The organism is Amycolatopsis sp. (assembly GCF_036008905.1).
GTDB lineage: Bacteria > Actinomycetota > Actinomycetes > Mycobacteriales > Pseudonocardiaceae > Amycolatopsis.
Genome location: NZ_DASYMU010000141.1, coordinates 1 through 11,842 on the forward strand (window position 1 = coordinate 1; position 11,842 = coordinate 11,842).

Genomic DNA, 11,842 nt, shown 5'->3' on the forward strand with positions numbered 1-11,842 from the left:
GTCGTCAAACGACGGCAAGTCGGAGCGAAACTCACCAAACGAGCCGACCACCGAGAAGCAAGGTACGCGGACCCACCGAACATCCGGCTGACACCTCGGGCAGCTTAAGTCAGTGGCATTGCTGTCGACAGATGGCGGTAGCCGCTAGCCCAGGGGCCAGTGGTGGGTGGCGCGGGGGGTGTCCAGCCAGAAGTGCTGGGACTCGGGGGTGACGGTGATGCCGAACCGGTCCCGGCTCGGCTGACCCAGTGCGATCCACTCGCCGTGCGCGCGTTCGACGTCGTCCCAAAGCCGCCGCGGCCCGCCTTGCTCAACGAAGTGCTCGCCGTCGATCGTGCGGTGCCGCGTCCACGAGCCGTCTTCGTGCAGCAGGTGATCCCCATAGGCGACGACGTTCGGCAGTTCCAGGCCCGCGAAGAACTCGAACCGGCTGGACGTGCTCAGCACGGCGTTGAGCGGCAACTTTGTCCGCGAAGTGCTGCCAGATTCCGACGCGTGCTTCGCGAGCAGCAGTGACGGGCTGCTGAGCCTGTCCGCCCGCAGTGGCATGAAACGGCCGTCCCGTCCGAGCACACGTCCCTGCCCGGTCGCGCCTTTTCCGGCGACGATTCGCAGCAGGCCCGCGCCGATCGGCCGGTTCAACGTCGTGACGATCAGCCCGCCGGGCACGGTCTGCTCCAGCCAGGCGAGTGGGATCGTCGACACCGCGCACGTGCAGAGCACCCTGTCGAACGGCGCCCGGCTCGGAAACCCTTGTGCCCCATCGGCAACAGCGCACGCGGGCTTGAAGCCGCACTCGGCGAGCGCGGCTTTCGCAGGTTCGACGAGCGCCGGATCGATGTCCACTGTGGACACATTCTGATCGCCGACTCGTTGGCACAGCAGGGCCGCGTTGTAACCCGTACCGGTGCCGATCTCGAGAACCGTTTGCCCGTCGGAAACCTGGAGCTCTTCGAGCATCACCGCCATGATCGACGGCATGCTGGACGAAGACGTCGGCGTGCCGGGCAGCGGGCCGTCGAAACGGGCTGCTTCCCAGCGGTCCTGGTCGTCGTCGAGCTGCGTGACCAGCACGTTCGTCGAGTAGACGCGTTTGAGCCAGCCGTGGTCCTCGCTGGACATCGCGACCCAGCCGTCGCCTTCGGGCAGGAAGAAGCGCGGCAGGAACGGGTGGCGGGGGACGCGCAGGAACGCGTCGATCCACCGGGGGTCCGTCAGGGCGCCCTCGTCACGCAAGATCGTCACGAGTCGCTGTCGAAGCCTTGTGGGGCTTGCCATTCACCCAGGTTAATACAGTGCGCAGCTCCGTTGAGGGTGGTGGAGGGCGACGGTGTGGGATAGCGCGGCGTGGCGCAAGACACACGCATTCTGCAAGCACTCTGCTTGCAACTGCTAGCACCTCGGCGTAACGTCGTTGGTGTCGCGAGGAGGTGACCAGATGACAGAGACGGGAAAAGCCCAGGAATCATCGGGCGGGCCCATCGAAAAGGTTGCCGACATCGGTCGTGACATCGGGGAGTACATCCGGGTCCAGCGCAGCAACGCGAAGATTTCGTTGCGGCAGCTGTCAAAGCTGGCCGGAGTGTCCAACCCGTACCTGAGCCAGATCGAGCGCGGGGTCCGCAAACCCAGCGCCGAGATCCTGCAGCAGATCGCCAAGGGGCTGCGGATTTCGGCCGAAGCGCTCTACGTACAGGCAGGAATTCTCGACCTGCCGACGGGCGGCCCGGTCGGCGATTCCATTCGCGCCGACACCGAGCTTTCCGAGCGGCAGAAGCAGGTTCTGCTCGACGTGTACGAGTCATTCCGTCGGGAGAACCAGGCGGCTCACCCGACCGCAGAGAACCACGCACAACCAGAGCAGAACACGCCAACCGCTGAGAAGGAGTGAACAAACCATGACCACCCCCAAGACTGAAGACGTTCGCAAGGTCGTCACCACCGCCGTGGACCAGGTCCGCACCTCGCTGCTCGCCGCTCTCGGCGCCGGCAACCTCGCCAGCCAGGCTGTCGTCGACGCCGTGGCCAAGGCCAAGGAGCGCGCCACCGCCACCGGCGAGGCCGCCCGCAAGAACATCGAAGAGCTGCCCACCGACGTCGAGAGCCTTCGCGGCAAGCTCGACCCGGCGGAGCTGCGCAAGGTCGTCGACGAGTACACCGACGCCGCGCTGAAGCTGTACAACAAGCTGGCCGAGTCCGGCGAGCAGGCGTGGGACAAGATCGTCGCGCAGCCGCAGGTCAAGAAGGCCATTGAGCAGCTCGAGGACGCTCTTCAGCAGGCTCAGGGCCGCGTTGAAGAGGTCACCACCGAGACCCGTGAGCGCGTCGACGGCGTGCTGGCCAAGGTCACCCGCCAGACCCGCTCCACCGGTGAGAAGACCGCCCGCAAGGTGCAGTCCGTCGCCGACGAGACCGCCGAGAAGATCGAGGACCTCGGCGACGAGCTGGCCCACGAGACCCGTTCCGTGGCCCGCAAGACCGCGAACAAGACCGCCCCGCGGTCCGCGAACACCACGCGCCGCAGCACCACTTCGGCCGCCGCCAAGAAGCCGGCCGCGCCGAAGACGGAGAAGTAAGCACAGCATGAATAATCTGCCCCCGGCACTTTCACAGGTGCCGGGGGCAGATGTGTTCATCAGGTTTGCCGTACCCTGATGGGGTGTTCGTCGCCACAGTGATAGTCACGGTCATCCATTGGGCAGGTGCCCTGGCTGGCCTTTTCGCGTTCGTACACGCCCTGACCCAGCGCGCCGACGCGTATTCGGCCGCGGATCGCAAGACCAAGCCGATCTGGATGGCGATCACCGGTGGCAGCACCGCGGTGATGGCGCTGTTCGGGTTCTGGGGCGCCGGGACCATCTTCTTCCTGGCCGGTTGTGTCGCGACCCTGGTCTACCTGGTGGACGTCCGGCCCAAGCTCATCGAGGTCCAGCGCGGCGGCCGCAGCTGGTAGCTACTGTGCCCACACCGTCGCCCACCACCACCCTCAACGGAGAACGCTTCGCGTCCGCTTATTCTGACGGTGTGACCACTTGGACCATCGCTGGAACCCTGACCGTCGAGCCCGCCCTGAGCAGGCCCGACCTGCTGGCTGAACCTGTCGCCAAGGCCCTCGCCGCACTCTCCGATCCGGACGCCGTCGGCGTCGCGTCGATCGATCCCGAACTCGCCGACACAGCCGCGTTCTGTGAGGCCTACGGGTCTCCGCTGACGGCGTCGGCCAACTGTGTCGTCGTCGCCGGCAAGCGCGCGGGCGAGGTCAAGTTCGCCGCCGCGCTCGTGCTCGCCACGACTCGCGCGGACGTCAACGGCATCATCAAAAAGCGTCTCGACGTGCGCAAGGCGTCCTTCGCGCCGATGGCGGAAGCCGTCGAGCTGACCGGCATGGCCTACGGCGGCATCACGCCGGTCGGGTTGCCCGCTGACTGGCCGCTGTTCATCGACAAGGCCGTCGCGGACGCCCCCGAGCTGGTCATCGGCAGCGGGATCCGTGGCAGCAAGCTGCTCATCCCCGGCTCGGTGCTCGCGTCGATGCCGGGCGTCGAGGTCATCGAAGGCCTGGCGAAAGTCGTCGAGTGACCTCGGTCTGGATGCGGTACCTGTCCGGCGCCGACATCGATTCGCTCGGCGTGACCGACGCCGACATCGTTGACGCCGTCGAAGACGTGCTCGTCGACCACGGCAACGGCCGGGTCGTCTTCGAGCCGCGTACCCACCTCGTGCCGGACAACGGCGGCAAGGGCCACTTCAACGTCCTGCGCGGGCACCTGTCCGAAAAGCAGGTCAGCGGGGTCAAGGTCGTCGGCGACTTCGTGTCGAACTTCGAGCGCGGCCTGCCCAGCGAGATGGCGCTGATCCTCTTGCTGGACCCGGAAACGGGCATGCCACGCGCGATCGTCGACGGCACCATGATCACCGAAGCCCGCACGGGCGCGATGACGGCCGTCGGCGCGAAGTATCTGGCGCGTAAGGATTCCCGGATCCTGGGACATATCGGCGCCCGCGGCACGGCGTGGTGGAACGTCGTCCTGCTGGACTCGATCTACGACTTCGCCGAGATCCGCGTGACGAGCAAGCGCCCGGAGTCCTACGAGCCGTTCGCGGAGCGGCTTTCGGAGCGGCTCGGCAAGCCGGTGCGCGCGGTGAAAACGGCGGCCGAGACGCTGGACGGCGCCGACATCATGGTCGAGGCGTCGCGGCTCCTCGAGCCGGAACCGCTGGTACGCAAGGAGTATCTGCGGCCGGGCACATTCCTGGTGCCCTACGGCACGATCAGCGCGCTTGAACTCGACCTGCTCGACGCCGTCGACAAGGTCGTCGTCGACAACTGGCGCGAGTCGCAGTCCGGCAACCCGCGGTTCGGCGCGCTGCGGCCGCAGCTGAACGCCGGTCTGCTGACCGAGGAACGGCTGCACGGCGAGATCGGTGACATCGTCGCGGGTAAGCTGCCGGGCCGTGAAACCGACGACGAGCGGATCCTGTTCTGGCATCGCGGATTGTCCACGACCGACCTCGCGGTGGCGCACATGATCCTGAACCGCGCCGAGGCAGCCGAAGTCGGCACGATGCTGCCGTACCGATGATCAAGATCACCACAGCGGACGACCTCGCCGCGCAGCTCGGCGAGATCGTCGACGGTGCCGAGATTTCGGTATCCGACGCCCTGCTGGGGACGGTCGCGGCGAACAGGAAGCTGGTGCTCGCCGCGCTGACCTCGGCGGATAAGCCGGTCTACGGCGTGAACACCGGCATGGGCAAGCTGGCCGGCGTCACGCTGACAATGGCGCAACAGGCTGAGCACCAGCGAAATCTGCTGATCGGCCGCGCTGTCGGCGGGCCGCCATGGCTTTCCGAGCGTGAGGTGCGCGCGCTGTTCGTCATCCGGTTGGGCGATCTTCTCGCGCCGGAAGCCGGAGCGAGCGCGGAGCTGGTCCGGTTCCTCGCCGCGCGGCTCAACGATGGGTTCGTCCCGGCCGTGCCGCGCACCGGGACGGGCAGCGCGGGTGAGATCATCCCGCTGGCACACGCTTTCCAGACGTTCGCGGGCATCGGGACGGTGCTGGAGGACGGCGTCGAAACGCCCGCGTCGGAAGCGCTCGCGCGCCGCGGTGTCGAGCCGTATCGGTTGGGGCCCAAGGAAGGCGCCACGCTGATCCAGGGTTCGCCGCTCGCTGTCATGTACGCGACTTTGGCCGGGAGTGAGGTTTTCCAGCTCCTCGACCTGCAGACGCTGGCGGCCGCGATCGCCGTCGACACGACAGGCGCGCCCCGGGACAGCTACTCGCCTGAGCTGGCTGGTGAGGACAAACATCTCTGGTCGCGGCTCGACGAGGTCCACTCGCTGACGGCCGGTTCGATGCCGCGGCCGAGCGTCGTTCAAGCGCCGATCTCACTGCGTGTCGGCCCGCGCGCGATCGCTTACGCCGACAGGGTTGTCGGCGAGCTGCTCGCGACCGTCCGGACTTTTCGGGGGACGGTGACCGATTCTCCCGCGTTCGTGGATGGCCGGTTCGTATCGGCCACGGGGTTCCACGGCGCCGAAATCGGGCTGCGGATGGACGCGATGACGGCTGCGCTCGTGCATGTCGGCGAGATCAGTGTGCAGCGGTTGCATCGGTTGACGGACGATCGTTTCACTGGTCTGAATCCGCAGCTCGCGGTCGATCCGGGTCCGCAGGCCGGGCTTTCGCCGATGCATAAACGGGCGGTGGGGGAGCTGCACGCGCTGCGTCGGCTGGCTACTCCGGCGACGCTCGGCTCGATCGACACTTCCGCGGGTCAGGAGGATGTGCAAGCGTTTGCCTGGGCCGCTGGTGCCCAGTTGCGGGCGGCGCTTGAGCACCTTTGGGCGATCACGGCCTGCGAGCTGATCGGCGGCTCGCAGGCGCACTACCTGCGTGGCCTTGGCGCGACTGGCCTGCAGAAGCACTACGACTGGATCGCCGAAACCGTGCCACCGATGACCATCGACAGACCGCTCGGCCCGGACATCACGCGCATGATCGCCCGATGCCGCGAGACCTACTTCAACGAGCTGTGACTCACAAAACCGGGAACAGATGACGTTCGTGGCGGCGTGTTTCCCAGCCCTGTAGTTGTGTTCCCCGTTGGCGTAGGCGTGTCTCCCGTTCCTGTACGTGTGTTGTACGGGGAGGAGCTACTCCGAGCGGGTGTTTTGCTGGAGGGCTAGGCCCTTGGGGGTGGCTGCGCGGGTGATGAGCGTGAACGCGCCTTCGCAGATGAGGGCCAGGATGATGACCGCGATCGCGCCGCCGAGGATCTCGCCGTTGCCCGCGGCCCCTTCGGCGAACCCGTCGACGATGTAGCGCCCGAGGCCGCCGCCGTCGTTGACGATGGCGCCGATCGCGACCGTCGCCACCAGCTGCAGAAACGCCACGCGCGCGCCGGCCAGGATCACCGGCAGCGCGAGCGGCAGCTCGATCTGCAGCATGATCTGGCCTTCGGTGAACCCGGTCCCGCGTGCCGCGTCGACGGTTTCCTGCTCCAGCGAAACCACGCCCGCGTAAGTGTTCGTGAACAACGGCGGCAGGGCCAGGGCGACCAGCGCGAGCAGCAACGGCCAGAAGTTGGTGTCCACGTTCCAGCGGTAGGCCAGGAACCAGAACAAGATGATGAGCCCGAAACTCGGGATCGCGCGGCCGATGTTCACCGCGCTGCTCGCCAGGAACGGCGCCCGCCGGTAGTGCGCGAGCCACAGCGCGGACGGGATGGTCAGCAACGCGCCGACGGCGAGTGCCAGCACGGAGAACTGGAGATGTTCGACGGTCCGGTACGGGATGCCCGCCGGGTCGGTCCAGCTCCAGCGGTTCGGTTCGCCGAGCCAGGCGATGGTCTGATCGATGATGCTCATCGCACCCGTGCCTTCCTGGCCCACGGCGCCAGTGCGCGTTCGCTCAGCCACAGGAGCAGGTCGACGAGCACGGCCAGCACGATCGACAGGCCGACACCGACGATGATCGCCGTCGGGTTCGGGGTGGCCGTCTGGATGCCGTTGCGGATGAAGTAGCCGAGACCGCCCTTGCCGAGCATGGACGTCACCGTCACCAGCCCGATCGTGGTCACCGCGGCGACCCGCAGCCCGGCGATCACCACGGGGAGCGCCAGCGGCAGCTCGACCTGCAGCAACATGCGCCGGGGCGTGAAGCCCATGCCGATCGCGGCTTCCTTGACTTCCTTCGGCACCTGGTCGACGCCCGTGACGATGTTGCGCAGCAGGATCAGCAGGGTGTAGCTCGCCAGCGGGATCACCGCGGTGGTCGTCGACGTCAGTCCGAAGAACGGGACCAGCAGCGCGAACGCGGCGAGGCTGGGGATGACGTAGAGCGAGCCCGTCAGGCCGATCGAGAACGCGTAGAACCAGCGCCAGCGCAGGGAGAGCACGGCCAGCGCGATCGAGATGACCAGCCCGATCGCCAGCGAGATCGCCGTCAGCGAAATGTGTTCGCCGAGTTTTTCCCCGATGAGGTCGGAGTTGCGCTCGACCCAGCGCCACTCGAAGATCGGCCTATCGCCACCCTGGGCGACGAAGAACTCTCGCACCGAACGACCTTACCCCGTTCGAGAGGCTCGATTCCGGCTCTTGGGACGCATCCGCCTATCGGTTCCAAGATGTGGATTCTGTCGTAACCCGCGGATAGGGTCATTTCCTCTATTCGAGTTAGGGAGTGTGCACGTGCGCTGGACACGGAAACTTCGAGTGACAGCGGCGCTGGCCGCTGGTGTGCTCGGCTTGACCGCCTGTGGGGGCGGCGGCGATGACGCGCCGGCCGTGCAGTCGAAGGGCGGCGCGCCGATCGTGGTGGCGTCGTTCAACTTCACCGACAGCCAGATCCTCGCCGAGCTCTACGCGAACGCGCTGGAAGCCAAGGGCTACCCGGTCGAACGCAAGCTCAACCTCGGCTCGCGAGAGCTGATCTACCCGTCCTTGAAATCCGGTGAGCTGCAGTTCATCCCCGAGTACCAGGGTGCGGCCATCACCACCGGCTTCGGCCAGGAGGCGCCCAAGGACGCCGACGCCGAGCACGAGCAGCTCGCGAAGCTGCTCGAGCCGTCCGGGGTCGCGCTGCTCAACTACGCGCCGGCGGAGGACAAGAACACCTTCATCGTCAAGGCCGACCTCGCCAAGGAAAAGGGCCTGGCCTCGATCAGCGACCTGAAGAAGCTCGACAAGGTCATCCTGGCGGGCGGGCCGGAGTGCGAGAAGCGCATCCCGTGCTTCCTCGGCTTCAAGGACGTCTACAAGCTGAACGTGACGTTCCAGACCGCGCAGGAAGCGGGCCCCCGGGTCGCGCAGCTGCGGTCCGGTGCGGTCACCGTCATCCCGGTCGACTCGGTGAACCCGCTGGTCGGCGACCCGGAGTTCGTCGCGCTGACCGACGAGCTGGGCATCGTGCCCAAGGAGAACGTCGTCCCGGCGGTCAACAAGAAGGTGCTCGACGAGCGCGGCGCCGACTTCTCCACGCTGATCAACTCGGTGAGTGCGAAGCTCACCACCGATGAGCTGCGTGACCTGAACAAGCGTGTCGACTCCGACGGCGAACGTCCTGCGGACGTCGCGAAGGACTGGCTGTCGAAGCAGGCCTTGATCTAGTCGAAGTCCAGAGAAATACCCCGAACGGACCTTCCTCGCATTGTTCGCGGTGGAAGGTCCGTTCCTTGTGTGACGGTGTGTTGTGGGATCGTTACTGGACAAGGTCCGGCGACGCTAGGAGTGAAATGGGAAAGGTCACGGCCACATCGGAGCGTCAGATCGAGGCTCCGCTGGAAAAGGTACGAGCGGCCATCGCGGATTACGCCGAGAGCCGTCCGAAGATCCTGCCCGAGCAGTACCTCGACTACGAGGTCATCGAAGGCGGCACCGGCGCGGGCACCAAGGCGAACTGGAAGCTGCAGGCGACGTCGAAGCGCGTCCGTTCGGTCGCCGCGACCGTCACCGAGCCGCAGCCCGGGACACTCGTCGAGACCGACGCGAACTCCACGATGGTCACGACCTGGACCGTTCGTGAGGCCGGCGCGGGCACTTTCGTGCGGATCGAGACCAGCTGGGACGGCGCCGGAGGGATCGGCGGCTTTTTCGAGAAGACGTTCGCGCCTGGCGGGCTCAAGCGGATTTACGACGACGTGTTGATCAAGCTCGAGCAGATCGTGTAGCTCGTCACAATCGGAATGAGCGCCCCGCTTAGCGGGTTGGAGCTGGTAGACCACACTTTCTGAAGAAGGAGTTCAACGGTGAACGCACAGGCCATCGAGGTACGGCTCGTTTCGCGGCCGAAGGGCAAGCCCACTCTCGACGACTTCGCCGTCATCGAGACGGAGATCCCCACGCCGGCCGAGGGGCAGATCCTGGTCCGCAACCTCGTCATGAGCGTCGACCCGTACATGCGTGGCCGGATGAACGACGTCAAGTCCTACTCGCCGCCGTTCGAGCTCGACAAGGTCATGACCGGTGGCGCCCTCGGTGAGGTCGTCGAGTCCACTGTGGACTCCTTCAAGGCCGGTGACGTCGTGCTGCACCAGCTCGGCTGGCGCACGCACGCCGCCCTCGACGCGAAGTACGCCGTCAAGGTCGACCCGGCCGCCGCGCCGCTGAACGCCTACCTCGGCGTGCTCGGCATGACCGGGCTGACGGCGTATGCCGGACTGCTCGACGTCGCCGACTTCAAACCGGGCGACACCGTCTTCGTCTCCGGCGCGGCCGGAGCGGTGGGCTCCGTCGTCGGGCAGCTCGCGAAGCTCAAGGGCGCCAAGCGGGTCATCGGCAGCGCCGGTTCCGCGGCTAAGGTCCGCCACCTCATCGACGACCTCGGCTTCGACGCCGCGTTCAACTACAAGGACGGTCCGGTCGCCGAGCAACTGCGCGCGGCGGCTCCCGAGGGCATCGACGTCTACTTCGACAACGTCGGCGGCGAGCACCTCGAAGCGGCCATCGACTCCAGCAACCTGCACGGGCGTATGGCGATCTGCGGCATGATCTCGTTGTACAACAACACCGAACCGGCCGCGGCGCCGCGCAACCTGCCGTCGATCATCGGCAAGCGCATCACCATCCGCGGCATGCTGGTCGCCGACCATTTCGGTATGCAGCAGCAGTTCGTCTCCGAGGTCGCGCCGCTCGTCGCGAAGGGCGAGCTGAAGTTCGAGGAGACCGTCGTCGACGGCATCCGCAACGCCCCGCAGGCCTTCCTCGACCTGCTGGACGGCGCCAACACCGGCAAGATGCTCGTCCACCTCGCCGACTGACCCTGGTCCCTGAAGTGGCATGAACGGACCTTTCATCTCAAGAATCGAGATGAAAGGTCCCTTGAGTTTTAACGTCGGGGTGGTGGTGGGTGGCCCCGGTTGATCATGAACGCAGCCCTTAGGTGATCATTCGTCTTGCGACAGAAGAAGATCAACTAAGGGCTGCGTGGTCATTGTGCAGGGTGGGGTCGGGCCGGGTGAGCTTGGGGTTCTGGTGGCGTTCCGGCAGGGGTTCTACGACTGTCTGGACCGGCGGGGTGATGCGTTGTTCGAGCTCACCGACGCGGTGGTGTCCCGCCCGGGGCGGGTCGATTCGGTGCCGGCGTTGTCGCTGGAGCCGGAGTTCCGCCGTGGGCACGGCGCGCTCTACGGCGCGTTGAGCAACGGCCGGGTGGATGTTCCGCGGCTGCGGGCGTTGCTGCTGAACACCGTCGGGCCGGGGCGCGGCCCGGTGTTGTGGTTCGCCGGGGACGTGTCGAACATCGCCCGCCCGGACGCGGTGACCTCCCCGGAACGTCGTGCGGTGCATGACAAATCAGCCCGCACCATTTCGGGTAAACCGGTGACGTCGGGGTATCCGTGGGCGGTGATGGCGGCGCTGGAACCCGGGCCTACCTCGTGGACCGGCCCGGTGGACGCGGCCCGGCTGCGCCCGGACGACACCCTCACCCAGGTCACCCTCGACACCATGACACGGATCATCGCCGGACTCACGGCGGCCGGGCGGGCCGGGGAACGCGGACCGGAGATTCCGGGGTTCGTGTTCGACTCCGAATACGACCTGATGGCGTTGAGCCACGAACTCGGCGCCACCACCCACATCCTGGGCCGGTTACGGTCCAACCAGACGTTCCACGCCGCCCCGGACCGCACCCCCGGACCACGCGGACGTGGGGCCCCGGCCCGGCACGGTACGAAGATCACGCTCAACGACCCCGCCACCCTGCACACCCCCGACCGCACCGCCGTGACCACCACCGCCCGCTACGGCCACGTCACCCTCTCCGCCTGGGACGGACAACACCGCCGGATCACCCGCGCCGGGTACTGGACCGAGCACCCCGGCAGAACCCCGATCGTGACCGGCACCGTGCTCCGCATCCAGATCGGGCACCTGCCCGGTGGTGGCACCCCGGACCGGCCGATGTGGCTCTGGCATACCGGGCCCACCCTGCTGGACCTCATCACCCTGTTCGCGACCTACCAGCGCCGGTTCGACCTCGAACACACCTTCCGGTTCCTCAAACAAGACCTCGGCTGGACCGTGTTCACCCCGATGCTGCCCGCCACCGCCGAGGTCTGGACCTGGCTGGTGCTGGCCGCCTACACCCAACTCCGCCTCACCCGACAAATCTCCCAAGACCTGCGGATGCGCTGGGAGAAACCCCAGGCACCCGACCGGATCACACCGCGGCGGGTCCGCCGCGATATTCGGCGACTTCACCACCACACCGGCACCCCCGCCAACCCACCACAAAACACCCGGCCCGGCCCCGGACGACCCCCAGGCACCACCAAACCACCCCGCGAACGCCACCCCACCCACATCAAAAACCCCAAAAAACCCGAAAAGACCAAGAAA

Annotated in this window: 13 protein-coding genes; 10 read left to right on the forward strand and 3 right to left on the reverse strand. The window is 66.8% G+C overall.

The window, feature by feature from the left end; genetic code table 11:
* Positions 1 to 144: 144 nt before the first annotated feature.
* The gene (gene tgmC / locus VGP60_RS24415) at positions 145 to 1,278 is read right to left on the reverse strand and encodes an ATP-grasp peptide maturase system methyltransferase (RefSeq protein WP_327550405.1); all 1,134 of its coding nucleotides are present in this window, start codon (positions 1,276 to 1,278) and stop codon (positions 145 to 147) included.
* Positions 1,279 to 1,438: 160 nt separating this feature from the next.
* On the opposite strand from tgmC, the gene VGP60_RS24420 reads away from it, so the two are divergent.
* The 6 genes from VGP60_RS24420 to VGP60_RS24445 all read left to right on the forward strand — a co-directional run bounded on the left by VGP60_RS24420 (position 1,439) and on the right by VGP60_RS24445 (position 6,040).
* Complete coding sequence (locus VGP60_RS24420) at positions 1,439 to 1,891, forward strand: helix-turn-helix transcriptional regulator (protein WP_327550406.1); 453 nt, start codon at positions 1,439 to 1,441, stop codon at positions 1,889 to 1,891.
* Between the two features lie 7 nt (positions 1,892 to 1,898).
* On the forward strand, positions 1,899 to 2,576 hold the full coding sequence (locus VGP60_RS24425; protein ID WP_327550407.1) for a hypothetical protein: 678 nt from the start codon (positions 1,899 to 1,901) through the stop codon (positions 2,574 to 2,576).
* A gap of 83 nt (positions 2,577 to 2,659) precedes the next feature.
* Positions 2,660 to 2,953 (forward strand): DUF2516 family protein, encoded by a 294-nt coding sequence (locus tag VGP60_RS24430; protein WP_327550408.1) that lies wholly within the window; start codon positions 2,660 to 2,662, stop codon positions 2,951 to 2,953.
* Between the two features lie 71 nt (positions 2,954 to 3,024).
* Positions 3,025 to 3,579 carry a YbaK/EbsC family protein gene (locus VGP60_RS24435; protein ID WP_327550409.1) on the forward strand — a complete coding sequence of 185 codons (555 nt, stop codon included), beginning with the start codon at positions 3,025 to 3,027 and terminating at the stop codon, positions 3,577 to 3,579.
* The gene (locus VGP60_RS24440; RefSeq protein ID WP_327550410.1) at positions 3,576 to 4,583 is read left to right on the forward strand and encodes an ornithine cyclodeaminase family protein; all 1,008 of its coding nucleotides are present in this window, start codon (positions 3,576 to 3,578) and stop codon (positions 4,581 to 4,583) included. The genes VGP60_RS24435 and VGP60_RS24440 overlap by 4 nt, the downstream gene beginning before the upstream one ends.
* Complete coding sequence (locus VGP60_RS24445) at positions 4,580 to 6,040, forward strand: aromatic amino acid lyase (RefSeq protein WP_327550411.1); 1,461 nt, start codon at positions 4,580 to 4,582, stop codon at positions 6,038 to 6,040. The genes VGP60_RS24440 and VGP60_RS24445 overlap by 4 nt, the downstream gene beginning before the upstream one ends.
* 117 nt (positions 6,041 to 6,157) lie before the next feature.
* Here VGP60_RS24445 and VGP60_RS24450 read toward each other — a convergent pair whose 3' ends face one another.
* Together VGP60_RS24450 and VGP60_RS24455 are read right to left on the reverse strand one after the other, a co-directional pair.
* Positions 6,158 to 6,871 (reverse strand): ABC transporter permease, encoded by a 714-nt coding sequence (locus tag VGP60_RS24450; protein WP_327550412.1) that lies wholly within the window; start codon positions 6,869 to 6,871, stop codon positions 6,158 to 6,160.
* The gene (locus VGP60_RS24455; protein WP_327550413.1) at positions 6,868 to 7,560 is read right to left on the reverse strand and encodes an ABC transporter permease; all 693 of its coding nucleotides are present in this window, start codon (positions 7,558 to 7,560) and stop codon (positions 6,868 to 6,870) included. Before VGP60_RS24455 ends, VGP60_RS24450 begins: the two co-directional genes overlap by 4 nt.
* A 133-nt stretch (positions 7,561 to 7,693) precedes the next feature.
* Between VGP60_RS24455 and VGP60_RS24460 the strand changes: the two genes are divergently transcribed.
* From VGP60_RS24460 to VGP60_RS24475, 4 genes are all read left to right on the forward strand, one after another.
* A complete protein-coding gene (locus VGP60_RS24460) occupies positions 7,694 to 8,611 on the forward strand; it encodes an ABC transporter substrate-binding protein (protein ID WP_327550414.1) in 918 nt (305 codons plus the stop codon).
* A gap of 125 nt (positions 8,612 to 8,736) precedes the next feature.
* Complete coding sequence (locus VGP60_RS24465; protein ID WP_327550415.1) at positions 8,737 to 9,171, forward strand: SRPBCC family protein; 435 nt, start codon at positions 8,737 to 8,739, stop codon at positions 9,169 to 9,171.
* Between the two features lie 78 nt (positions 9,172 to 9,249).
* Positions 9,250 to 10,260 (forward strand): NADP-dependent oxidoreductase, encoded by a 1,011-nt coding sequence (locus VGP60_RS24470; RefSeq protein WP_327550416.1) that lies wholly within the window; start codon positions 9,250 to 9,252, stop codon positions 10,258 to 10,260.
* A 166-nt stretch (positions 10,261 to 10,426) separates the two neighbouring features.
* The coding region (locus VGP60_RS24475; protein WP_327550417.1) for a transposase at positions 10,427 to 11,842 on the forward strand (1,416 nt) is incomplete at its 3' end.

Excerpts from the sequence above, each read along its gene's own strand:
- tgmC (WP_327550405.1), bottom strand. The coding sequence starts at position 1,278 with ATGGCAAGCCCCACAAGGCTTCGACAGCGACTCGTGACGATCTTGCGT.
- VGP60_RS24420 (WP_327550406.1), top strand. The coding sequence starts at position 1,439 with ATGACAGAGACGGGAAAAGCCCAGGAATCATCGGGCGGGCCCATCGAA.
- VGP60_RS24425 (WP_327550407.1), top strand. The coding sequence starts at position 1,899 with ATGACCACCCCCAAGACTGAAGACGTTCGCAAGGTCGTCACCACCGCC.
- VGP60_RS24445 (WP_327550411.1), top strand. The coding sequence starts at position 4,580 with ATGATCAAGATCACCACAGCGGACGACCTCGCCGCGCAGCTCGGCGAG.
- VGP60_RS24450 (WP_327550412.1), bottom strand. The coding sequence starts at position 6,871 with ATGAGCATCATCGATCAGACCATCGCCTGGCTCGGCGAACCGAACCGC.
- VGP60_RS24465 (WP_327550415.1), top strand. The coding sequence starts at position 8,737 with ATGGGAAAGGTCACGGCCACATCGGAGCGTCAGATCGAGGCTCCGCTG.